The sequence below is a fragment of the Catelliglobosispora koreensis DSM 44566 genome (assembly GCF_000379685.1).
Lineage (GTDB): Bacteria > Actinomycetota > Actinomycetes > Mycobacteriales > Micromonosporaceae > Catelliglobosispora > Catelliglobosispora koreensis.
The window spans coordinates 119,600-142,989 of record NZ_KB903251.1 but is presented as its reverse complement, the minus strand read 5'-3'; the positions used below and the strand labels follow the sequence as shown (position 1 = coordinate 142,989).

The window sequence follows — 23,390 nt, the reverse complement described above, 5'->3', positions numbered from 1 at the left end:
CCCTTCCTCTTACCAGGCGAATCGTTCGGTACGCAGCCGTTTGCCGGGGACTCCGGCTTCCTTGGCCGCCTTCTGGACTAGCTGTGTCCACAGCTCTGGCCCGCAAACGTAAATGTGATGCTCGGCGATGTCTGGCGCGATCTGCCTTAGCGCTTCCACATCGGTCACCTCGGCAAAACCCGCGGGCAGCCACGACGCACGGTCGGCCCGGCGCCCCGCCAGGACGATCAGCCGCAGGCCGCGCTGCTCGGCGAGATAGTCCAATTCGGAGCGGAAAGCCAGGTCCTGCGAGTAGCGGATCCGGTAAACCAGCGTGGCCTCACCCTCTTGGTAGGGCAACTCCCACAGCAGCGCCAGTAGAGGCGTGATGCCAATGCCACAGGCGAACATCGTGACCGGCCCGCCCGTGTAGGTCTCGCCGGTGAGCTTGCCGAACGGGCCTTCGGCCAGGACCCGTGTGCCCGGCCGCAGCGAGGCGACCCGGTCGCTGCCATCGCCCTGTGCCTTGACCGTGATCCGCAACATGTCCTCACGAGGCGACGCGGATAGCGAAAAGGGATGTGCGCGTGACCAGCCCGGGCCGTCACGGAAGCGCCACAGGAAGAACTGGCCGGCGCGGGCCGGAAGCCGTCCCAGCTGACGCCCGCGAAGGTAAACCGAAGTGAGGCCGGGACCTTCGCTCACCACGTCGGCGATCTCCAAGCGGTGCTTGGCATTGCGCCACAACGGCAGCAGCACCCGGAACACGATCACCGCTGTGACAGCGGTTGCGTAGAGCCCCCACCAGTAGACCGTCGCGGCCGGCGAGTGAAGGAAGTCAGCGCCGTTCCAGAGCTGATGCGGCAAGGCCAGGCCAACGCCGAGATAGGCGTAAAGGTGCAGCAGATGCCACGACTCGTAACGCAGCCGCCGTCGAGCGGCCCGGATCGAGATGACCACCACCATCACGAGCAGTGCACTGCCAGCCGCCGCCAGAAGCATGCCCGGATAGGTGAGCACGAGGTCGAAAAAGGTGCTAAAAGCGTTGGTGCGAAAGGGAAGGGCGTAGCCAACGGTGATGAGCACGAGATGTGCCAGCATCAAGTGAAATGACGTGAACCCGGTCCACCGGTGCCAGCGCGCGAGCCGGTCCTGCCCGAAGGACCGCTCCACGAACGGAATCCGGGCCATCAGCAGGACCTGCAGCAGCAAGAGGTTTGAGGCGATGAGGCCACCGAGCCGTCCGCCCGCGACGATGGCTTGCGCGCCACCACTGGCCAGCTCGCCGATCCCGCCGTTGCTCGCCCAAAGTGCTACCGCAGCAAGCAGGCTGAACAGGGCACCGGCGATCGCTGCCCGCCCCCACCAGCGCGGGGCGGCACGTCTGCCCGCCACCGGAGCCGAGCTCAGAAAAGTGCGGAGTGGCTCTGCCGTCATGGTCATGCCCTAACGATTCACAGCCAGCGTTGGCGGTTCCTTTGCTTTGGCTATGAACCAGCTGTGTCTGGTGGAGCCTGCTGTCAGCAACTAGACATCGCAAACGCGGCGCCACCTGCATGATGTTGCCTTCCAGTCCCCTTTTCTCTGGAGGAACAACGTAATGCGCACCAAACGGTTTGGCCTGAGCGCCGCCGCGGTGGCCGTGCTCGTGGCTGTGCTCGCCACCCCGGCGCAGGCCGACCCCGCTTTGCCGATCGACATCAACGACGCCCACCTGGGCGCCACCGCCGCCGGTTTCGGCAGTCAGGACTGCAGTGGGCCGTTCGCGAATCTGCCCGACGGCAAGGATGGCTGGCACTTCATCGTGCCCGACTCCGCGGGCGAAGGTTTCGTCTCGCTCACGGTCATTTACGAAAAGAGCGACGACACCAAGGTGACCGTCGTGCTACCCGATAGCCCGGCTGGCACCGTCCACAACGGAGCGGGCTGGTCCGGCTGGTTCGCCGAGGCTGGTGGCAAGAAGAAGCACGCCTACGTCATCACCGACGAGGGCTGGACCCTGGACGCGGCTGCCGCGTTCCTCCTCAATGTGCAGACGGGCGCCTTCTTCAACCTGAGCCACACCTGTGCCAGCGACGACCCGGGCACGTCGCCCTCGCCGTCGCCGTCAGCTTCGGCATCTGCGTCCACCTCGGCGTCGGCTTCGGCCTCAACGCCACCGGGTGGCACCTTGCCGAGGACGGGCGCGTCCATCGGCGCGATCCTGGCGGTGGGCGCTGGTCTCATCGCCGCCGGTGCCGCGCTGCTCGCGCTGCGCCGCCGCCGGGACCTGACCGAGTCCGTATAACCCCAGCGAAGCGAGAGCGGGTGCCCTAGGTGCGCGGGGCACCCGCTCTCTGCTGTCCGGGAAGGTGCGCCTTTCGCCGGCAGCGGGAAACATCTTGGTCACGAGGTTCAAGGTGGGATCAAAGAAATCTCAAAGCCCACAGTCAACCTCCTGACACCCGCCTCGGCTCCGGTAGGTTGGAGGCATGATCGAGGCGTTGCCGAGCCGGGGTGTGCCCGCCGAACAGGTGCTCACGGAACTAAAAGCGCTGCGGGACAAGGACCTGCCGACGCATGGTGGGCGGTTGTTCGCTTACGTCTACGACCCGGCGGTCGCCGGGCTCGACGATCTGGCGATGTCGGCATATGCGTTGTCAGCTCACGTGAATGGACTCGATCCGACGGCCTTCCCCTCTCTTCTCGCGACCGAGAACGCCTTGGTGGCCGCTGCCGCCCGCGTGCTGGGCGCCGGCCCGCGAACTTCCGCCCCGGAGGTCGTGGGCAGCGTGACGAGCGGCGGCACGGAGTCGCTCATCCTGGCGGTCAAGGCGGCCCGGGATGCCCGGCCCGGCATCGAGCACCCGCGCATGGTCCTGCCGGTGACAGCGCATCCGGCTTTCTTCAAGGCCGCGCATTATCTTCAAGTTCAGGCTGATGGCGTACCAGTCGATGGTCAAACTTTTCAGGCAGACCCCGAAGCTATCGCCAGGGCGATCACCCCGGACACCGTGCTTGTGGTTTGTTCGGCCCCCTCCTACGCGCATGGCGTGGTCGATCCGGTCACTGAGATCGCGGCGATCGCGTTGCGGCACAACATTCGCTGTCATGTGGACGCGTGTTTTGGCGGCTGGGCGCTGCCGTTCCTCAAGCGGCTAGGCGTTGACCTGCCCGCGTTCGATTTCAGTGTGCCTGGCGTGACGAGCATGTCGGTCGATCTGCACAAATACGCGTATTGCCCCAAGGGCGTTTCCGTGTTGCTGCACCGCGATGCGGAGTTGAGGAAGCCGCAGTTCTTCGCGTTCGCTGACTGGCCCGGCTACACGATGATTAATCCCGTGATTTCCTCGACGCGTTCCGGCGGGCCGATCGCGGCGGCGTTCGCGACATTGCGCCATATCGGGGACGAGGGATATCTAAAGCTGGCCGGGCAAACGCGTGACGCGGTGCAGGGTTTGGCCAAGGCGGTGTCCGATGTGGACGGTCTGCGGCTGCTCGCGCCAGCCGAGACGACCGTCGTGTGCTTCACCTCAGACGATCCGCGGCTTGACCTGTTCGTGCTCGCAGACGAGCTGTCCAGCCGGGGCTGGCACACACAGCCCCAGTTGCCTTATGCCGCAATGCCAGCGAGCATCCACCTGACCGTCACGGCGGCTGTCGCGCCACAGGTCCCGGCGTTCGGGCCGGCGCTTGCCGAAGCGGTGGAGGCCGCCCGTGCCCACGGCCCGGTGCGGTTGCCTGATGAGCTGCTCGCGATGGCAGCAGCCCTGACGCCGGACCAGCTCACGCCAGATCTGGTCGCCGGCCTGGCCGAGACGTTTGGCTTGACGGGCGAGGCCGGGGCGGGCGGCCGGATGGCTGAGGTCAACACCATCCTGGCGGCCGCGCCACCCCGGTTGCGTGAGCGGATGCTCATCGAGTTCGTCAGCTTGCTGCAGCGCCCAGCTTTTAGCTGACCGTGATTATCCCGTTGGACCGGACACAAGCGACGGTCCGGTTCACCGTGGCCGCCGCGCCTGCCAGACACTGACCGAGCACGGCATGGCCGGAGGCGTTGGGGTGCCACGACTCCTGGCACGTCTGGAAATACGTGATGCAGGTGTCGGCGTACCGCTTGATCGCGATTTTGTCCTTGCCCGCCAGGCTGGTGAGGTGCACCCCGGACGGTCCGTCCATCACGCGCACCGGCGTCGCCAGCGCGGTGGCCGGATTGGCCGAGACCTCGCACAGACGGGCGCCATTGAAGGCCTGCTGCACGTTGAGGTAAACCAGATCCCGGCCGGGGAACTCAGCCGACATCGTCGTGTGCACGGAACGCACGAGCGTGCCGAGGTTGGTGGAGAAGCCGTGTCCAGGGCTCAGGCTCGCGCGGTGGATCGGGCAGCCAGCGGCATATCGCTCGGCGCCGAGATCGCGGAACTTGTCGCGGTCGTCCTCCCGGCCATCCTCACTGATGAGTGACGCGAGCACGTCAAACGGCAGTGGGTTGGTGTAATCCTGGAACACGACGCGGTGCTGTCCGTCCACATCGATCTGAGCCAGGGTGGTGAGGATCTGCCTGACCGCGCTGGCGGTCTCGGCGGTGGCCGCGGTCACCTCGGCCGGAGTGGCCAAATCGTTGGCGGTGCATGGGTTCTGGTTGATCGGGCCGTTGATGTAGGCCCAGAACTCCCACCAGCCGGTCCACGCGTCGGCGATGAACCGGTTGGCGCACTCGGCGGCGACATCACCAAAGGTGAACGAACTGTTGTTGGAACCCAGCCCGATCAGGACGAGATCGATGTCGTGCGTCTGGGCCACGGCACGCAACTGGTCGAGCTGCGACTTCACCTGGCGGCCTTTGGCACGGCTAGCTGAGGCACTCGCGATGTCGAACGGCTGGCCGCCGGAACACGCCAAGTTGAACCGGGCCGAGATGCCGGGCAGGCTGGCCTGGTTGATCGAGGCGTTCCCTGAGCGGTGGCAGAAGAACGGATTGCTGTTAGGGGCCGACCAGCCGGGGAAGCCTTGGGCCACCCCGTTGAGGTCGGGAACGGGCTGATAGGCGCCAGCACCTTCACCGCTGATGAAGCTGTCGCCGAGGGCGACCGCCGCGGTCGGGAGGCTGGCTGCCGCGGGAGTGCTGACGGCCAGCGCACCGAAGGTGGTGACCAGCAGCGCCGCGGCGAGCAAGGGACGGAGTTTACGCATTCGCCCAGCCTGGTCGCGTGTCCAAAGCGGACACAAGAGCAAACCCGCCAGGCGTGAAAAATACTTGCGTTTACCCCTCGGCTAAGATCACTGCGTTACGGAAACGGAAGAGATCGTTAAGACACTTCGCACCGCGGGCTGTGTGTTCGCGGAGGATGAAGCACAGCTGATTCTGGAAGCCGCGCGCACGCCAGCCGAACTCGACGACATGGTCGCGCGCCGCGTGAGCGGGCTGCCGCTGGAGCACATCGTTGGCTGGGCCGAGTTTTGCGGGCTGCGGATCGCTGTCGACCCCGGAGTGTTCATACCGCGCCGGCGCACCGAAGCGCTCGCGCGCGAAGCCCTGAAGCGGCTGCGCCCCAACACGACTGTCTTCGACCTTGGCTGCGGTTCCGGTGCCGTGGGTGCGGTGCTGAGGGCGGCTCACGCGATCCAGTTGTTCGCCGTCGACATCGATCCCGCGGCGGTGGCCTGCGCCCGGCGCAACCTCGGTGATGGCGTCTACCTTGGCGATCTCTACGACCCGTTGCCCAAAGGGCTGAAAGCTGACCTCATCGTGGCCAACATTCCTTATGTGCCAACAGAAGCGATCGAGCTGATGCCGGCCGAAGCCCGTTTGCATGAGAACCGGGTCGCGCTCGACGGCGGTCCTGACGGGCTTGACGTGCTGCGCCGCGTCGCCGAGGGCGCGCCGCGATGGCTTGCGCCGCAAGGCTTCCTACTCACCGAGACGTCCCGTGATCAGGCTTGCGCCGCCCGGGACGAGCTGACCCGCCACGGCTTGACCGTAAAGGTCTCGCACCGCGACGGGTCAGCCGTCGTGATCGGACAGTCGCTCTAGCAGGCGATCGGCTTGACCCAGCTGCATTCGATATTGGCTGGCGGTCCAGCCACCTCAGGAACAGCGGGCGGAGCCATCCGTGCGCTGGCCCCCGGGTTGCGGGTAAAGCTCGCCAGCGCGACGGCGATGCGGTCCTCGATGTTCTTGACACTCGACGCCAGGTAGTTGTTGAGCAGAATCGAGAACACGAGTTCATGACCGTCAGCGTCGGTGACGTAGCCCGAAAGCGCGGACACCGAGGTCAGTGAGCCGGTCTTGGCCCGCACGTTGTTGGCGGCCGGGGTGTTGCGCATCCGGCTGCGCAACGTGCCGCCGGTGAACCGGTCAGCGTTGCCAGCGACCGGCAGCGAGTTGTACCAGGCGGCGAACCAGGGCTTGCCCTTGATCGCGAGCAGGAGATCCGTGAACTCGCCCGCTGGAATCATGTTCCAGCGCGACAGGCCAGACCCGTCTGACTGACGCTGCCCGGCGGTGTCCATGCCAGCGTTACCAACGAAGTTCTTGATGGCGGCCAGTCCAGCCGACCACGTGCCCTGGCCGGAAACCTTGCGGCCAATGGCTTTCGTGAGCACTTCGGCGTGGCCGTTGTTGGACAGCTTCATGAACGGGACGAGCAGTTGCTCCAGCGGCATCGACTCGTGTGAGGCGACCGTCGCCGCGCCATCGGGCGTAGCCACACTGATCTTGTTGCCACCGAGAACGTGCACCCCGTGCCTTTGCAGCGCGCGGCGGAACACGTCAGCCGCGTAACCGGCTGGCTCCCACACCGACATCCAGTCGACGGTCGGGTTCGCCCCCACGGGAATCTGCCCGGTGATGACGATGCGGTTCGTTCCGTGCTCGCGCTCGAAGGTGAGCGTGTCGCTCTCACCGGCCGCGACCGTGGTGGCGCGGTTGTCGAACGTGACATAACCATTGGCCGGAGTCATCGTGACCACCGGCTTGGCTCCCGCGGCCGTGCCAGGACCGACCGAGACGATCACGTTTCCGGCGTCGTAGTCGGTGTCCGGCCCGACGCTCAGAGCCGAAATCTGTGCCGCGTAGTAGAAGGACTCATCGTCCCAGCCCCACTCCGGGCCCAGGCGCACATTGTCGAACCACGTGTCGTCGGCGACCAGGTTTCCGGTCACGAGCCGGATCCCCTTAGCCGCGACGGCTTGCGCCAGCTTGTCGTAGTCGGCTTCCAGCATGGTCGGGTCGCCGGTGCCCTTGATATAGAGGTCACCGGTGATGACCGGCCCGCGCTGGGCAACCGCTGTTTTCACGTCAGTGCTGAACCGGTACCCACTGCCAAGGATCTCCATGGCGGCGGCCGAGGTGAGCAGCTTCGTGTTGGAAGCGGGGATCAGCCGCTGGTTTCCGTTGCGGTCATACAGCTTTTCGCCGGTGGCCGCGTCACGAACGACCACGGCCGGAGCCGCGCCGTTGAGCCGGGCGTCGGCCAGAATGTTGTCGAGCGTTTGAGTCAGCTGCACGATGGCTGGATCTTGTGCTTGGGCGATTCCGCTGGTGGGAGCGCCAGCCGCGAACGCGGCCACGGTGAGCAGGCCCGCCGCGGCAAGGCGGGCAACGTGACGTCGATGCATGGCTGCATGCTGTCACGAAAATTTGTTTCCCTCTAGATGCCACGTCCGGAAATTAATCACGCGAAAGGGCTCGAATATCCAAAGTGGATCGATTGTTTGGGCATGCCACATGGGGAAATACCGTCGCAACAGATACAGAGCCCTTCAACATTTTGCGCTACGGTCGTAGGCTCGCACGACAGAGGCACTAAGAAGCGGAGGCGAGGCGTAGTGAGCTACGGCCAGGATTACGGCGGCTACTACGACGATGGACGCTACCCGCAGCAGGGTGGCCAGCAGCAGTGGCCGCAACAGCAGCAACCGCAATACGGGCAATATGGTCAGCAGCAACCGGATCAGTGGCAGCAGCAACCGCAATATGGTCAGCCGCAATATGGGCAACAGCCGCAATACGGTCAGCAAACCTATGGCCAGCAACAATACGGCCAGGACTACGGCACCTATTACGGGCACCAAGGCTATGACCCGCAGCAATACGAGCAGTTCGCCCCGCAGCCACAATATGGCCAGCAACCGCAACGGCCCGTTGGCAAGACCGCGCCGAAGAAGAAAAAGCGCAAGAAGAAGCGCAATCCCTTCCTCGCCGCGCTGGTTACCCTACTTATCCTGACTGGCATTGGTTTCGGCGGTTATTACGGCCTTAGTGAGTTTGGTTTCCTAGGCCCCTCCGACTACAGCGGTTCCGGCAACGGCCAGGAGGCCATTGTCGAGGTCAAGAAAGGCCAGTCCGGCGGCGAGATAGCCGAAACCCTGGTCTCCGCAGGAGTCATCAAGAGCGCGGCGGCTTTCCTGGAAGCTTCGCTGAAGAATCCTGACTCCAAAACCATTCAGGCCGGGTTCTATAAGCTCCAAAAGGAAATGAGCGCGGAAGCCGCGATCATAGCGTTGCTGGACAAGAAGAATCGTTACGTCAAGACCGTGCTCGTCACCGAGGGCATGGCGACGCCTGAGATTTATAAGAAGCTGTCGACCGAGTTGGGGCGCCCGGTGGAAGAGTTCACCAACGCCGCCAAGGATCCGGTCGCGCTCGGCGTCGCCGAGACCTGGTTCACCCGCAAAGACGGCAAGCCCGTCACCAAGTCGATCGAAGGCTTCCTCTTCCCGGCGACCTACGAGTTCACCCCCAGCACCACTCCCGAGCAGGCACTCAAGGCGATGGTGTCCCGCTTCAACGAGGTCGCCAAGGAAATCAAGTTCGTCGAGACGCTCGCCTCTAATAAGACCTATTCCGCCTACGAAGCGCTTATCGCGGCGTCGATCGCGCAAAACGAACTGCGCAAAGACGAGGACATGTCCAAGGGAACGCAGGCCCTTTACTTCCGCGCCTATTCGAAGAAGTTCCCATGCAACTGCCTCAAGGCCGATAGCGCACTGAACTACTACTTCAAGCTCAACGGGGCGCCGGCCAAGCCGTCCAAGGACATCACCGCCGCTGAGCTCGCGGACAAGAACAACCCGTACAACACCTACGTCAACGCGGGCATGCCACCGACCCCGATCGGAAACCCCGGCAAAGTCGCCCTGAGCGCGGCGATGAGCCCGTCGAGTTCGAGCTTCCAATACTGGGTGATCGTCGACGACAAGGGCACCGCGGCGTTCGCCTCGAGTTTGTCATCGCACTGTTCCAACGTGCAGAAGGCGATCAAAGCCAACGTTCCGGTCAGGCCCTGCTAGGCGGCCCGGGTCGCGAAGGCGGTCACGACGCCTTCGAGCAACGCGGTCGGGAAAGGCAGCTCACGGCAGCTCGCTAAAGCCTCGCTGAGGTGCGTCTGCATGAGCTGGCTCGCCCGGTCGAGGCCATACACGCGCACCAGGTTGACCTTGCCGACATCGAGATCGCTGTCCTTGCCTGTGCGCAGGCTATGCGCGGTCGCGTCGAGGATGTCGTCGCGGATCTGGAACACCACACCGGCGTGATAGGCGTAGCGCTTGATCAGCTCTACCTCGGGCGGCGGGCGGCCTTCGAGCACCATCAACGGCACTAGAGCCGCCTCGATCATGGTGGACGTCTTGAGGTTGTACATCTCCAGGATCGCCGGGGCGGTGACCTGCCCGCCGTCGCGGCCAAGCTGCAAGTCCAGGTATTGCCCGCGGCACAGCCGCTCCGGCCCGAGCACCGTGCCGACGTAGCTGAGCACCTCGGTGATCCGGGCCGGTGGGTAGTCAAGCCCGCCAAGCAAACCGAACCCGGACGAAATCATGGAGATGGCGGCGAGCTGGACACTGCTCTCTTCGAAGACGGTGTGCGCTGTCGGCCGCCCACGCCGCAACGTCGCATTGTCCTGAGCGGGCAGATCGTCGAAGACGAGGCTGGACGTGTGGAACAGCTCGACAGCGGCCAGCAGTGGCTCGGTCTTCTCATATGGCGTGCCCAGCGACTCGGCGAGCATCAGCGTCAGCGCTGGCCGCAAGCGCTTGCCGGCACCGTCCATCGTGTACTGAACGATCTCGCCCAGTTCGTTGTGGTGGTAGTGCCGCTTGATGACGTCATCGAGATAAACACGGCGGTCGGACACGAAGGTGCGGGCGTCCATCTTGGACCGGTCCCGTGAGCGCAACGCTTTGCTGATCCCGTTTTGAAACCGTACGTCAGCCGGGTCTAGACGGCGGACAGCCCGCGGCGGCAGCCCGGAGGCGGTGTCGAGGAAACTGTCGATCTCGCTCGTGGTCTCGTAGCGCTGCCTGAGCTCACGGGCGTTGTGCTCGCCCGCGGTCAGGTGCACGGCGAGTTTGAGCGCGCCAAAGTAGGTGAAGGCGTTGCGGGCCGCTTCGTCGCCCCGGAACACTTCTTCCACGACGTAGGCGTCGTAGGCGAACGTGTCGTAGAGCGGGTTCACATCAGCGTCAGCGGCCGGAAAGGTGAACGGTGTCAGGCGATTGGCCTGAGCGTCCTCCGCGCGGTCAGCGAGGTCGTCCTTGAGCTGGCTGAGGAAGATCGTGTTGAAGCACTTGGCGTAGAACTCGTCGTGCAGTTCCCTGCGGCCCAAGATGTTAGCCACGATCCGGCTCATGCCCGACTTGACGAAGATGTCGGGATACATGGCTGACAGTTGCCCGGCCGGCCCTGAAGCGTCGCGGTGCTGGGCGGCGTACATGGCTTCGGCCGCGTGGTAGAGATGCCGGTAGGTGCCGAACGGAAAGGCCGCTAGCACCAGGTTGTAGAGGTCGTAAAGTTCCTCGGCGAGCGGATGATCCGGGAAGTGCCCCGAGTCCAGCGGCTGACCGGTGGACAGCCCGCGCTGAATCATCTCGTGGTAACGCTGTCTGTCCGCTTCGGACAGATAGTTTGGCATGTCGTGCAAGGTGTCGTCGATGATCGCGTAGGTAGCGCCGTAGGCGTAGGCGGCCGGAAGAATCCGCGCGAGATGCGCCCTGGTCGCGGCCCGGCCCGCGTCTAGCGTGTCAAAGGCCCCGATCGCGAGAATCCCGGCGACGGTCCGGCACACCTTTCCCATGCCGCCGTTGACAATCACGGCCTCCGGCAGGATCCGGTAAAGCCGCTCCAGCCGTCCCGCGAGCCACCGCATTTCGTCCATCTGACGCAACGCCGGCACCTGAGCTTGCAGTGTGGCGATGACACCGCCGACGCTCTTGCTCCGGTCGACTTCCCGCATGCGGCGCACGCGGCCTAGCCCGCGCTCAGCGAACCGCTGCAGCGACTGGCCCGGCAAGATCTCGGCGAGGTTGTAGACGGCGAAGTAGTTGAGCTCTCGCGACAGCCGCTCCTGGACGCGACGGCGCCGGCCCGGCAGGAACCCGCTAAACCGGTGCCGGGGTTTCATGCCGCGCGCTTGTGCCGTGTATTGGTTGACGTGATCAGCGATGACGCCTGGATGGGTGTCGCGCCACCGGCAGAAGTCGCGCAGGGTGTGTGCCACGCCTGGGTTCAGGCGCGAGATGTGCAGGTCTTGCTGGCGAAACGGATACGGGCCCTGACCTAATCGGGTCATCTCACCATTGAAGCGTGCTCGCGCCACCCCTGCGATCGGGTAACTCCCGTAGGTAAGAGCCCGTAGCCTACGATTTCGCCAGTTCCTTTTCCTCCACCTTGACCGGCGCGGGTGGAGGGGGTGCTGGAACGCTCGCGGTCGCCTTCGCGGGCGCTGGTGTCTGCCGGAAAGCCCGGCGCGAACGCCGCCGCAGTCCATTTAGGATCAACGCGAAGCTCAGAATGACCATCGCCCCAGCGATGGCTCCCGCTCCGAAGACCTGACCGGCTGACGGTTCAACGGTGTAGCCCAGGAACTCGATCGTCCCGGCTGATGCCAGGAACACCTCCTGGTTGGACCAGATGAGCGCGGCCGAGATCCCAGCCGTGCCAAGTAGTAGCAGCCATCCCAAGGTAACCATCTCATGCTCCGTTTCTCCCAGGCGCCTGCAATTACCCGGAGGGCGCGAGGGGAAAACACGGGCTAGCTCAGTGCTGCCGCCGCCTCGATCAGCTGCCGTACGCGAGGGTCCGTGAGCTGCTCAGTTGCGCTGATCTTGATGTGCCGGGCCTTCTTTCCCGTTCCTTCGAGCAAACCCGTGCAGTCTCCGGCGCGTAGGTGAAGGCGAGCAGTTTCGCCGTCACATCGGTTTCCTGCGACGCGTCCTTGAGCACACTGCCGAGCAGCTCCTGCGCGCCGAGGGCGAGCGAGCGCACCTGCGGGGGTCACGGCCTGCAGCACGCCCGTCCATCCCGCCTGTGTCATAGGCTCAGGCTAGCCTGGGGCCGTCGCCGTGAAAGGGGAAACATGCACTACAGCCACCTCTCCAAAGTGGTGATCGACCTGCCCTCCGACGTGCACGACGAGGGTCTGGAGTTCTGGCAAGGCGCGCTTGGCCTGCCGATGGAACAGTTCGCTAAATACCCGGAGTTTCACGGCGCCCATTTGCACCACAAAGAGTTCGGTGTGCTGGTGCAAGAGCTGACCGAAGGTCAAAGCCGGGTGCACCTAGACATCCACACCGACGACCTCGACGCCGAAGTCGCACGCCTGCAAGCCCTTGGCGCGACAGTGGCGCAGGAGGCGGGTCACTGGAAGATCATGCGTGACCCGGCGGGCCTGTTGTTCTGTGTCATCCCGGTGCCGCAGGGCACGCTCAACGACGCTAACGCTGCTCGCTGGGACTGAGGTCGAGCCGCCAGTCGTGAGCCTTCTTCCAGTGCCCCTTGGGGTATTCGAAGTCTGACACTCCCATGTGGACAAAGCCCGCCTTGCGGCAGATCCCGTTGGAGCCGGCATGTTCGGTGTCAGGAAACGCGTGCAGATAGCGGTGCGCACCGGCGAGGCGGGCGTGCTCGGCGACCGCCAGTGCCGCGGCGACCCCGATTCCCTTGCCCTGAAAGGCGGGAAGGATGCCCCAGCCGCATTCGTAGACCTTGTTGTCCTGCCACTCGCGCTCCCAGAAGCCAACGCTGCCAGCGGTCTCGCCGCTTTCTTCGAGCACGACCCGGTACATGCAGCCGGGGCCGGTGCGGGTCAGCCGCACGTAACGTTCGTGACGCAGGCGCAGCTGCCCGTCACTTTCCGGCCCGCCGAGAAACCGGGTCATGTCCGGCGAGTTAGTGGCCTCGAGCAGCCAGAAGTCACCGGCTGCCCACGGCTCAAGGATGATCATTCGGCAAGCATAGTGTTAACAAAAGTGTTGCGCAGCTTGCCTTTAGGGTCATATGCCCTGATGAGCGCCGCAAAATCGGCAAGTTTGGGATACAGCCCGCTAATCGGCATCGTGAACACTTTGCCCCAGTGTGGGCGTGGCGCGAACGGCCGCAGCACGTCCTGCACCAGCGTGATCGCTTCCAGCACCGCGGCTGTGTCCTGGGTCCAGGTGAAGTGAATCGCGAGGCAGTCGCGTTCATAAGCCGGGCTCAGCCACAGCCGGTCGGCGAGAACCGTGCGCAACTCGGAGATCAGCAGCACCGGCCGGAGGCGCTCGCCGATGCTCGCCATCGCCTCGATCGCGGCCTCGGCGTCCGCGAGCGGCACGAAGAACTCTGACTGAAGCTCCGCTCCAGCGCTCGGTGTATGCGAGAGCCGGAAGTGCGGCAGCCGCTCGTGCCACGGCCCGGGCACGCCTGCCTGCGCTGTGCACGCCTGCGCGGATACGCCCCGGATCGGATGCCGCTCACCGTCGGCCAGGCGCCAGGACGCTGGAGCCTGAAAGTCGTCGCGGGCCTTCACCCACGCTTGGTAACGGCCATCCCAAGCGGTGAAAACGCTGACGCTGTAAGCGGCTGAGAGCACGTCGCGCCACGGGCCGGCGACATCGTCATAGACAAACTGGCGCACCTCATAGGCTGGTTCGAGCTTTAGCGTCAGCGCGGTAACGGCGCCCAGGAGCCCCAGCGACACCGGCACCCCAGCACCGGAAAGCTCGATGACTTCACCGAGCGCTGTGACCACCTCCAAACTGGACACGGCGGTGGCCAGATTGGCTGTGCCGGAGCCGTGTGTGGCGGTCGCTACCGCCCCTGCGACCGACAGATGTGGCAAGGATCCCAAGTTGTGCAGCCCGTAACCCGCGCCGTGCAAATGTTCAGCCAGCTCGCCATAACGCATGCCGCCCGGCACCCTGGCCGCCATGGCCACGGAGTCGATTTCCACCACCGACGTCAGCCCGGCCAGCGAGATCAAGTCGCCGTCGGTGTCGGCAAGACCATTGAAACTATGGCGGGTACCAAGGAACCGCGCCCGATCGCTGCTAGCCAGCACCGATTGCACCTGTGCCACGGTCGTTGGCTCGTGAAACGCACGAGCGCTGTAGGTGACATTGCCAGCCCAGTTTTTCCGCACGCCGTAAAGGCTAGTGAAAGCCCGCGATCTAGGCTCATCGCCATGGAACAGCTCGTTGGACTGATCGCGATCGTCGTGGCCGTCTCGGCGGTGGCCGGGAAGCTTCGGCTGCTTAGCCCGATCCTGCTGGTGCTCGCTGGCATCGTGCTGGCGCTGGTCCCCGGGTTCCCCGTTCCTTCGCTTGACCCGCATCTGGTGCTCGTCGGTGTGCTGCCGCCCCTGCTTTATGTGGCGGCGATCGAGACGTCCGTGCCGGACTTCCGGTTCAACTTGCGTCCCATCCTCTTCCTCGCCATCGGGCTCGTGATCTTTACAGCGGTTGCCGTCGGCTATGTCGTGGCCGCGATGGTGCCTGGCGTGCCGCTCGCGATCTGCCTGGCCCTAGGAGCAGCGGTCGCCCCCACCGACGCGGTCGCGGCGACCGCGATCGCCCGGCGCATCGGCTTACCCAATCGCCTGGTGACCGTGCTGGAAGGCGAGAGTCTCGTCAACGACGCCACGGCCTTGGTCATCTTCCGGGTCGCGCTTTTGGCGGCGGCTGGATCAGCCGTGAGCGCGGGCGAAATCGTGTCCGAGGTGGCCTTGGCCGCTGGCGGCGGTATAGCCATTGGCGTGCTCGGCGCCATCGTGTTCGGGTTCTTGCACCGCAAGACGACGAATCCGTTGCTGGACAACACTATTTCCCTGCTGACCCCGTTCGCCGTGATGCTGTTCGCGGAACGCCTGCACGCCTCCGGCCTGGTGGCCGTTGTGGTCACCGGACTCGCCCTCGGGCACAAGTGGCCGACGCTGATGTCCGCGGCCTCCCGGTTGCAAATGGGCGCGTTCTGGAAGATGACCACGTTCCTTCTCGAAGGTGTCATCTTCCTCGTGCTCGGCCTTCAGCTGCGCAGTGTCATCAAAGAACTGGACACTCCAATATGGAGGGTCGTCACCCTCACGGCAGCGGTCTTGGGGACGGTCATCCTGACCCGCTTCATCTGGGTCTTCGTGACCGCATGGAAGCAGAAACGAGTGGCCGCCGTCGCTTCCTGGGCCGGCATGCGGGGAGTGATCACCCTGGCGACCGCGCTTGCCTTACCCAATGACGTGGGCGGGATGGAGTACCCCCGGGAGCTCTTTATCTGGCTTGCCTTCGCCGTCATCGTGGGAACCTTTGTCGGGCAAGGACTGACGCTGCCTGCCTTCGCCCGGCTCGTGAAGCCGCCCATGGATGACCCGATGCAGGAGGTGCTGGCCGAAGCGGCGGTTCAGCACCAGGCCAGCGCCGCCGCCCGGCAAGCGCTCGAAAAACTCGCCGCGACCGCGCCAGCGGACGTGGTCGAACGCTTGAGCAGTCTGACCCAGCAGCGCACGAATATGGCCTGGGAGCGCCTTGGCGGCAACCGCGAGACTCCCTCTCAAGCCTATGTAAGGTTGCGGCGGGCGATGCTCGAAGCCGAGCGTGAAGTATTCCGGATCGCCCGCGATGAGGGACGCATCACAGAACGTGTCCTAGTTCGGGCACAACGGGACATGGATCTGGAAGAGTCGCTCCTGGAAAGGAGTTGAGTACGCACATGACCTGTCAGCACACCATGGTGGCCACCGAGCCCGACCCCGCTAGCACCGAGGGCTGCGTTCAGTGCCTGGCCATCGGCAACACCAATTGGGTCCATCTGCGCCTTTGCCTGACCTGTGGCAATGTGGGCTGTTGCGATTCATCGCCCTACCAGCACGCGACCAAGCACTTCAACGAAACCAGCCACCCTGTTATCCGCTCTTTTGAGCCGGGCGAGAGCTGGCGCTGGTGCTACGTCGACGAAACCATTGGCTAGCTAGCGTTTGCGGCCACGCGGCATCAAGGTAGTCCCGGGCATCGGCGGTGCCGCAAGCCGGCTTTGGCCGCTGCCCTGGACTTCGCCGAAGCGGTCACCGTCCATCCACGACTCTCGCATGGCGACGATGTCGTCGTGGGTGCGGCCAATGAAGTTCCACCACATGACGATCTTCTCGTGGAACGGAACGCCTCCGAGCACCAGAAACCTTGCCCGGCCGGTCAGTTCGATCTCCGCCCGGCCCGCCCCGAGGTAGAGCAGCGGCCCGCGCTCGACGCCGTCGACCTCCCCGTCGAGTACCAGCAGGGCATTTTCAAAGTCTTCCCGCAACGGCAACGTGAACTGGCCATCAGCGGTGATCTCGGCTAGGACGAGCGGCGAATACGTTGCCGCCGCTGAGGTTTGACCGGCGAACTGTCCCATCACGACAGTGGCCCGCCATCCGTGCCCTTCGGCCGCTGGCAGATCGGCATGGTGCTCAAAATGGGGCTCGGTGTCGCGGTGCTCGCCAGGCAGCGCCACCCAAAGTTGCACCCCATGCAAAACATCATCATGGGGTATTGGTGAGTGTTCCGAGTGAGCGATGCCGCGCCCCGCGGTCATGAGGTTGAGCGTGCCCGGCCTGGCCGTCGCGACGTGCCCGAGGCTGTCGCGGTGCAGCACCTGCCCCGCCACCAGCCAGCTCACCGTTTGCAGACCGGCGTGCGGGTGCGGGGCCACGCTCATCCCCGGGCTGTCGCTGACGTCTGTCGGGCCGTAGTGGTCGGCGAAGCACCAGGCGCCCACCATCCGGCGGTCCTTGTTGGGCAGGGTCCGGCTGACCGTGGTTCCGTCGCGGGTGCCGAGCACGACGTCTCGTGGGTAAAGCAGTTCCCGCACCGGACCGTCAGCCGGAGTCCCCTCGCACAGAGCCTCCTGTGGGCTCGCCTCAAGGTTGCTCACGCACCCATGCTAGGCCCGAACGATGTTCTCGCCGTCTTTCTTGACGCTTACTGGCGTCAGCCCGCTCATGGCCGGACCGTCGATCCTGGAGCCATCAGCGGCCTTGAAATGCGACATATGCCCGAGGCAGGTGATGACCCCGGTGCTGTCCGGCGGCTGAACCTTGAAGTTCTGATGCGGGCAGACAGCGCTGAAGGCGGTGAAGTTGCCTTCCGTGAGCTGTAAGACGACCACATCTCCGGCGACTATCCCGCTCCCTACAGGCACGGAAGACGCCTTGACGGGCAGCCCCGTGCCAGCGGTGCTCTGGTCTTGTGGTGTCTGCTCGCTTCCGCTTCCGCAAGCGCCGAGGAGGGCGAGGGCAACGCAGCCCGCACCAGCGGCGAACACGGCCCGGCGGCTCAGATCAGTTTCCGGCATGCCGTGAAGAGTCTCAGTGCGGGCTAGGAGTTCCCTGTGATCGTGCTTTGTCTCACATATGAGACGGGCATTATGAGTGTTATGTCCACTGCTGCCCGCCGCGAAGGGTCGGCGGCCCTGTTCTGGCTGCTGATCATTGGGTTGCTCGTGGCCGGCGCGTGGTGGTACTGGAAGCAGCAGCCGCCCGAGGACGCGCCGGAGATGACCGGTCCGCCTGAGGGCTCGCAGGAAGTCATCGTCAACTTTCTCCAGGACGGAGACTCGCTCCAAGTGACCGCGCTCGCGGCCGGGCCGGTCATCGGGGTCACCGAGCCGGTCCAGTTGCGCCTGCTCGGCATCGACGCCCCTGAGATGCACACCGACAACGGGCAGCCACAGTGCTGGGCGGACACCGCGAAGGCCGAACTCAACCAGCTCGCCCCCTCCGGCGGCAGACTCTGGCTGCGCGGTGACACCCAGCCGCAGGATGTCTACGGGCGCTATCTCGTCTACGCCTGGACGAAGACCGGAATCTTCGTCAACGAAAGACTGGCCTCACTCGGGGCCGTCCGCGAGCTGTCCATCCCGCCGAACTATGCCTATGAACAGCAGCTCCACAACAAAATCGCCGAGGCGCGAACAGAGAAACGCGGCCTCTGGGGCGCTTGCATAAATTGAATTTAATGTGATGGATATGGCCTCAAGCTAGTTCTTGGGGCAGAATCTGTCGCCGTGGAGATAGCGCTCGGCACCACCCTCGCCGGCCGCTACGTGCTGACGGAAACCCTTGCCAGAGGAGGGGTTTCCACGGTGTACAAAGCGGTGGATGTCCAGTCACCCCGGCGCCTGGCGGTGAAGGTTGTTGACGACTACTACGCAGGCCTGATCCGTCACGAAGCGGAGATGACCCGGCTGCTGCACCATCCGCACGTGCCGAGAGTCTATGACGTCGGTGTCGTGTCACTGAACCGCACCGGCCAGAAGGCTGGATACCTAGCGCTGGAACTGCTTCGCGGCGCCTCACTCACGCACACGCTCACCAACGGCCCGCTCCCCTGGCGCACAGCGCTGCAGGTCGCGGGCACGGCGGCAGACGTGCTCGCGGTCGCACACCGCCGCGGTGTCGCCCATCGCGACCTCAGCCCCGCCAACGTCATGCTCACGTCACACGGCACCAAGGTCGTCGACTTTGGACTCGCCGAACTCCTTGGCCCCACGACGAAAGCGTGTGATGACGTTTACGCCCTCGGGGCGCTGTTGTTCCAAATGCTGACCGGCCGGTCGCGGGAACCGCGCACCATGGGCCCGGCACCGGTCCTAGCGTTACCCGGCCTGCCCTCGGCCGTGGCCGAGCTGTGCCGGGCATGCCTCGCTAAGAACGCCACCGGCCGCCCCAGTGCCCGCGAGGCCGCCCTTCGCATGTGGACGTTACTTGGGTAACAGCTCACCCGAGACGATGCCAGCGCAGAAGTTGCGCCACTCATCAGTGGTGAACGTGAGCACGGGACCACTGGGGTCCCGTGAACTTCTTACTAAGACGTCGTCGCCGTCGTAGCAGACCTCAACACAACTGCCCGCTTCGCCGCATGCGCTACGCCATCCTTGCGTGTGCGCCTCATCTACCATTGGCCACCCCGCCTGTCGGTCCGTTGTTCAACTTCAGGGTGCCATAGAGATGCGAAAATGTTACGCGAGTGAATACGGGCTCACGTTGGCTAGCGGTCGAGCTCGCCGTTCTTGATCCGGCTCACGAGATCCTGAAACGCCGGAATGGACAGCTCCATCGTCTGATGTGGACGCGTCGAGTTGCGCAAACCCACGCTATGGCCCAAATACGCAACCTCCACGCAGTGGCTCGATTCGCCACAGCGCGTGCTTTTGCGCCAGGACCCGGCAACTCGACCTGTCATAGGTGCTCCAAATGCGAATAATGATCGGAAATGGCGGATAGGCCAACGTCCTGTTGTACACTACGCATCTAATTAAGAGCAAGGAGCTAGAAGCGAGCCGGAGAGGCGCGTGTCAAGTCCCGATGTCTAGCCAGGCCAAGGGCCCGACCGTAGCGAGACGCCGCTTGCGAATAGCTTTGCGTGCTGCCCGTGAGGAATCGGGCTTAACCCAGGAACAAGCTGCGGAACTCCTCGAGTGGTCACTGTCCAAAGTGATCCGAATCGAAGCGGGAACTGTCGGAATATCTTCTACGGATTTACGCGCGACACTTCAGCTTTACAACGTCGGAAATCCGGCAGAAGTCCACCGGCTCCTCGCCCTCGCCCGCATCGCGCGCCAGCGCGATTGGCTGGCGCCCTATAAAGAACATCTGCCCACCGCCTACGCTGCCTACATTGGACTGGAACGCGAGGCGAGCGCGCTTTACTTCTATCAGCCAATGATCGTGCCGGGCATTATGCAGACCGATGCCTATGCCACGGCGGTCATTCCGAGCACGGCGCCGTCCGTGCCGCCCGAGGAGCTGAGCCAAATCAGCAAACGCGTTCGCTTTGAGCGCCAGCGTGATTTGCTCAACCGCCCCGACGCTCCGGTCATCGACGCGATCCTTGACGAATCGGTGCTGCACCGCGTTTTTGGCGGCGAGGAAACCATGCACGAACAGCTGCTGCACCTGATCGCGCTCGGCGACTCGCCCCGGATCACGTTGCGGGTCTTACCGTTTGGCGCCGGCATCAACACCGTGAGCGGACCCTTCGTCGTGCTTGAGTTCCCCGACCAGTCCGACACCGACGCGGTCTACCTTGAGAATGCCGTTGCGACATCACACGTTCTCGACCGCGCCGATGGCATCACCAAGCACCGTCAGGTTTTCGACCGGTTGTCAGCGGCCGCGCTTAGCCCGGCGGAATCCTTGGCTTACATCGCTTCCTTCGCCGGGCGATACAACTAATTACGTCACCGGATACATCTTCGACGGATGCACGAGTGACGGGTGCGGAACGGCGGGCAACGGGGTGACCGGGCGGGGCACCGTCGTGCTGCCGAGCCTGCTTTCTGTCATCGACCGGCGCAGCTGGCGGTCGACGGCGCCGAAGAGCCAGTTGTCGTCGCTGCTGAACAACTGGATGTCGTGTCCTTTGTAGACGGCCCACAGCTGCTGATGCCGCGGTCTGCGGTGAGCGCTGGTGAGAGCGACGACGGCGAGTCCACACAGGACAGCGCCAGTGGCGGCGATGCCGGCCGGGTGCATGTACCTGGCGAGCAGCGCGAGACCGAGCAGCCCCACGGCGGCGAGGATCGCCGACTGCCGCGTGAGCGGATCGTGAGCGGACTGCCGGGTTTCCAGGTTGCGTAGCGAGTGGAGTTCATAGTGACGCCCCCCGACCCGGAAACAGGTCGGCGTGATGTGGAGCCCGGGACGAACAGTCACAAGGATGGGCTCTGCGTCTGTGTGGGTTATGGCGGTTACGGGGTCGCGGTGATCCATCGATCATCCCCTTTTCGCACCAATGGTGCCGGTGCCCGGTGGCACCCAGGCACCGGCAGTGGGGCACGTGCTTACGAGAGCGTGCGAGATTTAGTGTGACGTAGAGATGTCATAAGGGGAAGGCGTCAGATAGCCACCTGTCAGGTTGGCATATGCATAGTCCAAACGGCTGACCCTTGTGCGGAATCTTCTTCCTTTTTCCCTTCATAAGCGGATATCTGGTTCAACGAGCGCTGGCCTGCCCGCGTTTTGCCTGGCTAGGGTGACCAACACTGTGCCGGTCCCCCGCCGTTCACCCCCGTTCGGCACCGGACAGGGCCGCCTTGGCTTAGCGAGAGGCGGCAGAGGAAGGGCTCACCCCCATGTTCAAGACCCTCCGAATGCTCTTACCGGTGGGCGTCATATGCGCGACCATCCTCGGCTCAGCGGCGGTGGCTCATGCCGAGCCGACCGTGGCCGAAGTCGAAAAGCAGATCTCGGCGAAGTCTGAGGAACTCGAAAAAGTCGTCGAGCAATACAACATGATCAACGAACAGCTGGCCGCGACCCGGGCCGAGATCGCGAAGCTGCAAGAGACACTGGGCCCGCTGGAGCAGCAAGCCGGGCAGGCCCGTGGCCGCGTCACAGAAATCGCCCAAACGGCTTACCGCGGAGCGGGGGTCAGCGGAGTCGGGGCGGTCCTGTCCAGTGGCGACGCCCACACGGCCCTTCAGCGCTTGGGCGCCCTGAACCAGCTCGCTTCCGCTCAAAACGAGCACATTTACGCCGCACAAGCAGCGGCCAGCAAGTTCGCGGGCACGCGCAAGGCGCTTGAGGAGCAGCAGTCCATCGAGGACGGCCGCGCCAAGACCCTCGAAGCCCAGAAGCAGGGCATCGAAGCCGAGCTGTCCAAACTAAATGAGCTGAAGATCAAGGTCCGGGGGTCCGCCACGACGAGCGGCAGCTCCTACAACGGACCGATTCCCAGCATCCCGGGGTCGGCCGGGGTCGCGGTGACCTTCGCCTACAACGCGATCGGCACACCTTATGTCTGGGCCGCTTCGGGTCCTAATGGCTATGACTGCTCGGGGCTGACCCTTGCCGCTTGGCGGGCCGCTGGCGTCTCGCTGTCGCATAACGCGGCGCAGCAATGGAATCAGACCGCCCACATTGGACGCTCTGACCTAGCGCCCGGCGATCTGGTGTTCTACTCCGGCCTTGGCCACGTCGGGCTCTACGTCGGCGACGGCAAAGTCATTCACGCGCCAACGTTCGGCGACGTGGTGAAGATCTCCAATGTGGACATGATGACGCCGTACGGCTACGGGCGCGTGCGCACGTAACGACGATCGCATCTACGAAAGCCCCGCATCGCCAGCCGGCGGTGCGGGGCTTTTCCCATCCCCCAACAATGTCTACTTACGCTGCCGCAAGGCCTTCGGCCCGGGCCAGCTCGCGCAGGCGCCCCAACGCCTGGATCTCGAGCTGGCGGATGCGCTCGCGGGAAAGCGAGAAGCGCGAGGCGACCTCGGTGAGCGAGTGCTCACGGCCGTCTTCGAGCCCGTAACGCGCCCGCATGATGCCGGCCGACCGGTCATCCAGGTGGTTGAGCAGGCCCTCGATGCGCTGGCGCTCAAGCGCGGAGAGAACGATCTCTTCCGGGCTCGGGGAGTCGCTGTCGGCAACGAGGTCACCGAGGTTGGTGTCGCCGTCATCGCCGACGGGGGTGTCGAGCGACACGGTGTCCTGTGACCACCGGATGAGCTCGGTAACCCGCTCCAGCGGCACCCCGAGGGCTACCGCGATCTGCTCGGGCTCTGGCTCGGCGCCCAGCTCACGAGTGAGCTGACGGGCGACATTACGCATCCGGTTGACGTCTTCTACAAGATGCACTGGCAGCCGGACCGTCCGCTCTTGCTGCGCGATAGCGCGGCTGATCGCCTGACGAATCCACCAGGTGGCATAAGTCGAGAACTTGAATCCCTTGACGTAGTCGAACTTCTCGACGGCGCGCACGAGGCCGGTGTTGCCCTCCTGGATCAGGTCCAGCATGGGCATTCCGGAACGTACGTAACGGCGAGCGATCGACACCACTAGGCGGAGGTTGGCCCGGATGAATAGGTCCTTGGCTCGCGCACCCTCTTCCATCAGCAGCTCGAGTTCCTCGCGCGAGACACCCTGGGGAAGGGTGTTCTCCTCGAGGAGGCTCTCCGCGTAGAGTCCCGCTTCGATAGCCTTGGCTAGGTCTACCTCAGTTTGGGCGTCCAGCAGAGGAGTGCGTGAGATTTCGTGCAGGTACACGCCGACGAGATCGCGCTCCTCGGCTACCTGATCGGTGCGCAGCATGGTCATGTTCTCCACGTTCGGGTCCTCCCCCGTAATCGCCGCAGGGGCCTGCGGTGCTGACACCTGCACAACAGATGACGCTCGGAGATGATTCCGCGTTGCCCCTGAAAG

The 23,390-nt window shown here is 64.4% G+C and carries 25 protein-coding genes; 11 read left to right on the top strand and 14 right to left on the bottom strand.

Annotation, left to right across the window (positions count from 1 at the left end):
• Window positions 1–9: 9 nt before the first annotated feature.
• Entirely contained in the window at window positions 10–1,422 is a 1,413-nt protein-coding gene (locus A3E1_RS0111250) for a ferredoxin reductase family protein (protein ID WP_020520868.1), read from the bottom strand.
• 157 nt (window positions 1,423–1,579) lie between these two features.
• Between A3E1_RS0111250 and A3E1_RS0111245 the strand changes: the two genes are divergently transcribed.
• Both A3E1_RS0111245 and A3E1_RS0111240 read left to right on the top strand, forming a co-directional pair.
• Window positions 1,580–2,266, top strand: coding sequence for an LPXTG cell wall anchor domain-containing protein (locus A3E1_RS0111245; RefSeq protein WP_020520867.1), 687 nt, complete (start codon window positions 1,580–1,582; stop codon window positions 2,264–2,266).
• A gap of 184 nt (window positions 2,267–2,450) precedes the next feature.
• Window positions 2,451–3,917, top strand: coding sequence for a pyridoxal phosphate-dependent decarboxylase family protein (locus A3E1_RS0111240; protein ID WP_020520866.1), 1,467 nt, complete (start codon window positions 2,451–2,453; stop codon window positions 3,915–3,917).
• On the opposite strand, the gene A3E1_RS0111235 is transcribed toward A3E1_RS0111240, so the two are convergent.
• On the bottom strand, window positions 3,910–5,151 hold the full coding sequence (locus A3E1_RS0111235) for an SGNH/GDSL hydrolase family protein (RefSeq protein WP_020520865.1): 1,242 nt from the start codon (window positions 5,149–5,151) through the stop codon (window positions 3,910–3,912). The two genes, A3E1_RS0111240 and A3E1_RS0111235, sit on opposite strands and share 8 nt — an antisense overlap.
• Window positions 5,152–5,263: 112 nt before the next feature.
• Between A3E1_RS0111235 and A3E1_RS0111230 the strand changes: the two genes are divergently transcribed.
• Complete coding sequence (locus tag A3E1_RS0111230; RefSeq protein ID WP_026208320.1) at window positions 5,264–5,992, top strand: putative protein N(5)-glutamine methyltransferase; 729 nt, start codon at window positions 5,264–5,266, stop codon at window positions 5,990–5,992.
• Here the strand turns inward: A3E1_RS0111230 and dacB are convergent.
• Entirely contained in the window at window positions 5,989–7,578 is a 1,590-nt protein-coding gene (gene dacB / locus A3E1_RS0111225) for a D-alanyl-D-alanine carboxypeptidase/D-alanyl-D-alanine endopeptidase (RefSeq protein ID WP_020520863.1), read from the bottom strand. The two genes, A3E1_RS0111230 and dacB, sit on opposite strands and share 4 nt — an antisense overlap.
• A 210-nt stretch (window positions 7,579–7,788) precedes the next feature.
• Here dacB and mltG point away from each other — a divergent pair, with 210 nt between their 5' ends.
• Window positions 7,789–9,252: an endolytic transglycosylase MltG gene (gene mltG / locus A3E1_RS39840; protein WP_020520862.1), complete on the top strand. Its 1,464-nt coding sequence runs from the start codon at window positions 7,789–7,791 to the stop codon at window positions 9,250–9,252.
• Here the strand turns inward: mltG and A3E1_RS0111215 are convergent.
• From A3E1_RS0111215 to A3E1_RS0111205, 3 genes are all read right to left on the bottom strand, one after another.
• Entirely contained in the window at window positions 9,249–11,528 is a 2,280-nt protein-coding gene (locus tag A3E1_RS0111215) for a polyprenyl synthetase family protein (RefSeq protein ID WP_020520861.1), read from the bottom strand. The genes mltG and A3E1_RS0111215 overlap by 4 nt on opposite strands.
• Window positions 11,529–11,595: 67 nt before the next feature.
• On the bottom strand, window positions 11,596–11,928 hold the full coding sequence (locus A3E1_RS47035; RefSeq protein ID WP_020520860.1) for a hypothetical protein: 333 nt from the start codon (window positions 11,926–11,928) through the stop codon (window positions 11,596–11,598).
• A gap of 88 nt (window positions 11,929–12,016) precedes the next feature.
• Window positions 12,017–12,223 (bottom strand): hypothetical protein, encoded by a 207-nt coding sequence (locus A3E1_RS0111205; RefSeq protein WP_020520859.1) that lies wholly within the window; start codon window positions 12,221–12,223, stop codon window positions 12,017–12,019.
• 91 nt (window positions 12,224–12,314) lie between these two features.
• Between A3E1_RS0111205 and A3E1_RS0111200 the strand changes: the two genes are divergently transcribed.
• On the top strand, window positions 12,315–12,695 hold the full coding sequence (locus tag A3E1_RS0111200; RefSeq protein ID WP_020520858.1) for a VOC family protein: 381 nt from the start codon (window positions 12,315–12,317) through the stop codon (window positions 12,693–12,695).
• Here the strand turns inward: A3E1_RS0111200 and A3E1_RS0111195 are convergent.
• On the bottom strand, window positions 12,673–13,182 hold the full coding sequence (locus tag A3E1_RS0111195) for a GNAT family N-acetyltransferase (protein WP_020520857.1): 510 nt from the start codon (window positions 13,180–13,182) through the stop codon (window positions 12,673–12,675). The two genes, A3E1_RS0111200 and A3E1_RS0111195, sit on opposite strands and share 23 nt — an antisense overlap.
• On the bottom strand, window positions 13,179–14,357 hold the full coding sequence (locus tag A3E1_RS0111190; RefSeq protein ID WP_020520856.1) for an FAD-binding protein: 1,179 nt from the start codon (window positions 14,355–14,357) through the stop codon (window positions 13,179–13,181). The genes A3E1_RS0111195 and A3E1_RS0111190 overlap by 4 nt, the downstream gene beginning before the upstream one ends.
• Window positions 14,358–14,399: 42 nt before the next feature.
• Between A3E1_RS0111190 and A3E1_RS0111185 the strand changes: the two genes are divergently transcribed.
• Together A3E1_RS0111185 and A3E1_RS0111180 are read left to right on the top strand one after the other, a co-directional pair.
• Window positions 14,400–15,908 (top strand): Na+/H+ antiporter, encoded by a 1,509-nt coding sequence (locus tag A3E1_RS0111185; protein ID WP_020520855.1) that lies wholly within the window; start codon window positions 14,400–14,402, stop codon window positions 15,906–15,908.
• Window positions 15,909–15,916: 8 nt separating this feature from the next.
• The gene (locus A3E1_RS0111180) at window positions 15,917–16,174 is read left to right on the top strand and encodes a UBP-type zinc finger domain-containing protein (protein ID WP_020520854.1); all 258 of its coding nucleotides are present in this window, start codon (window positions 15,917–15,919) and stop codon (window positions 16,172–16,174) included.
• Here the strand turns inward: A3E1_RS0111180 and A3E1_RS0111175 are convergent, their stop codons facing one another.
• Window positions 16,175–17,116: a pirin family protein gene (locus A3E1_RS0111175; RefSeq protein ID WP_026208318.1), complete on the bottom strand. Its 942-nt coding sequence runs from the start codon at window positions 17,114–17,116 to the stop codon at window positions 16,175–16,177.
• Between the two features lie 9 nt (window positions 17,117–17,125).
• Window positions 17,126–17,536 (bottom strand): QcrA and Rieske domain-containing protein, encoded by a 411-nt coding sequence (locus A3E1_RS0111170; RefSeq protein WP_020520852.1) that lies wholly within the window; start codon window positions 17,534–17,536, stop codon window positions 17,126–17,128.
• Between the two features lie 81 nt (window positions 17,537–17,617).
• On the opposite strand from A3E1_RS0111170, the gene A3E1_RS39835 reads away from it, so the two are divergent.
• Entirely contained in the window at window positions 17,618–18,193 is a 576-nt protein-coding gene (locus A3E1_RS39835) for a thermonuclease family protein (protein ID WP_051104972.1), read from the top strand.
• Between the two features lie 54 nt (window positions 18,194–18,247).
• Window positions 18,248–18,955 carry a serine/threonine-protein kinase gene (locus A3E1_RS0111160; protein WP_020520850.1) on the top strand — a complete coding sequence of 236 codons (708 nt, stop codon included), beginning with the start codon at window positions 18,248–18,250 and terminating at the stop codon, window positions 18,953–18,955.
• Here the strand turns inward: A3E1_RS0111160 and A3E1_RS46010 are convergent.
• Both A3E1_RS46010 and A3E1_RS46005 read right to left on the bottom strand, forming a co-directional pair.
• The gene (locus A3E1_RS46010; protein ID WP_083929447.1) at window positions 18,944–19,141 is read right to left on the bottom strand and encodes a DUF397 domain-containing protein; all 198 of its coding nucleotides are present in this window, start codon (window positions 19,139–19,141) and stop codon (window positions 18,944–18,946) included. The genes A3E1_RS0111160 and A3E1_RS46010 overlap by 12 nt on opposite strands.
• 89 nt (window positions 19,142–19,230) lie before the next feature.
• Entirely contained in the window at window positions 19,231–19,425 is a 195-nt protein-coding gene (locus A3E1_RS46005) for a DUF397 domain-containing protein (protein ID WP_083929446.1), read from the bottom strand.
• Between the two features lie 164 nt (window positions 19,426–19,589).
• Here A3E1_RS46005 and A3E1_RS0111150 point away from each other — a divergent pair, with 164 nt between their 5' ends.
• Window positions 19,590–20,417: a helix-turn-helix domain-containing protein gene (locus A3E1_RS0111150; protein ID WP_157631451.1), complete on the top strand. Its 828-nt coding sequence runs from the start codon at window positions 19,590–19,592 to the stop codon at window positions 20,415–20,417.
• On the opposite strand, the gene A3E1_RS0111145 is transcribed toward A3E1_RS0111150, so the two are convergent.
• Window positions 20,418–20,897 carry a DUF6232 family protein gene (locus A3E1_RS0111145; RefSeq protein WP_157631450.1) on the bottom strand — a complete coding sequence of 160 codons (480 nt, stop codon included), beginning with the start codon at window positions 20,895–20,897 and terminating at the stop codon, window positions 20,418–20,420.
• 419 nt (window positions 20,898–21,316) lie between these two features.
• Here A3E1_RS0111145 and A3E1_RS0111140 point away from each other — a divergent pair, with 419 nt between their 5' ends.
• Complete coding sequence (locus tag A3E1_RS0111140) at window positions 21,317–22,276, top strand: C40 family peptidase (RefSeq protein ID WP_020520846.1); 960 nt, start codon at window positions 21,317–21,319, stop codon at window positions 22,274–22,276.
• 76 nt (window positions 22,277–22,352) lie between these two features.
• On the opposite strand, the gene A3E1_RS0111135 is transcribed toward A3E1_RS0111140, so the two are convergent.
• Window positions 22,353–23,285, bottom strand: coding sequence for a sigma-70 family RNA polymerase sigma factor (locus A3E1_RS0111135; RefSeq protein ID WP_040390735.1), 933 nt, complete (start codon window positions 23,283–23,285; stop codon window positions 22,353–22,355).
• Between the last annotated feature and the right edge of the window lie 105 nt (window positions 23,286–23,390).

Coding starts and splice junctions, on each gene's coding strand:
- A3E1_RS46005 (WP_083929446.1), bottom strand. CDS start 19,425: ATGACAGGTCGAGTTGCCGGGTCCTGGCGCAAAAGCACGCGCTGTGGC.
- dacB (WP_020520863.1), bottom strand. CDS start 7,578: ATGCATCGACGTCACGTTGCCCGCCTTGCCGCGGCGGGCCTGCTCACC.
- A3E1_RS0111195 (WP_020520857.1), bottom strand. CDS start 13,182: ATGATCATCCTTGAGCCGTGGGCAGCCGGTGACTTCTGGCTGCTCGAG.
- A3E1_RS46010 (WP_083929447.1), bottom strand. CDS start 19,141: ATGGTAGATGAGGCGCACACGCAAGGATGGCGTAGCGCATGCGGCGAA.
- A3E1_RS0111240 (WP_020520866.1), top strand. CDS start 2,451: ATGATCGAGGCGTTGCCGAGCCGGGGTGTGCCCGCCGAACAGGTGCTC.
- A3E1_RS0111180 (WP_020520854.1), top strand. CDS start 15,917: ATGACCTGTCAGCACACCATGGTGGCCACCGAGCCCGACCCCGCTAGC.
- A3E1_RS39835 (WP_051104972.1), top strand. CDS start 17,618: ATGTCCACTGCTGCCCGCCGCGAAGGGTCGGCGGCCCTGTTCTGGCTG.
- A3E1_RS0111250 (WP_020520868.1), bottom strand. CDS start 1,422: ATGACCATGACGGCAGAGCCACTCCGCACTTTTCTGAGCTCGGCTCCG.
- A3E1_RS0111135 (WP_040390735.1), bottom strand. CDS start 23,285: ATGACCATGCTGCGCACCGATCAGGTAGCCGAGGAGCGCGATCTCGTC.
- A3E1_RS0111200 (WP_020520858.1), top strand. CDS start 12,315: ATGCACTACAGCCACCTCTCCAAAGTGGTGATCGACCTGCCCTCCGAC.
- A3E1_RS0111245 (WP_020520867.1), top strand. CDS start 1,580: ATGCGCACCAAACGGTTTGGCCTGAGCGCCGCCGCGGTGGCCGTGCTC.
- A3E1_RS0111235 (WP_020520865.1), bottom strand. CDS start 5,151: ATGCGTAAACTCCGTCCCTTGCTCGCCGCGGCGCTGCTGGTCACCACC.
- A3E1_RS0111215 (WP_020520861.1), bottom strand. CDS start 11,528: ATGACCCGATTAGGTCAGGGCCCGTATCCGTTTCGCCAGCAAGACCTG.
- A3E1_RS0111170 (WP_020520852.1), bottom strand. CDS start 17,536: ATGCCGGAAACTGATCTGAGCCGCCGGGCCGTGTTCGCCGCTGGTGCG.
- A3E1_RS47035 (WP_020520860.1), bottom strand. CDS start 11,928: ATGGTTACCTTGGGATGGCTGCTACTACTTGGCACGGCTGGGATCTCG.
- A3E1_RS0111185 (WP_020520855.1), top strand. CDS start 14,400: ATGGAACAGCTCGTTGGACTGATCGCGATCGTCGTGGCCGTCTCGGCG.
- A3E1_RS0111140 (WP_020520846.1), top strand. CDS start 21,317: ATGTTCAAGACCCTCCGAATGCTCTTACCGGTGGGCGTCATATGCGCG.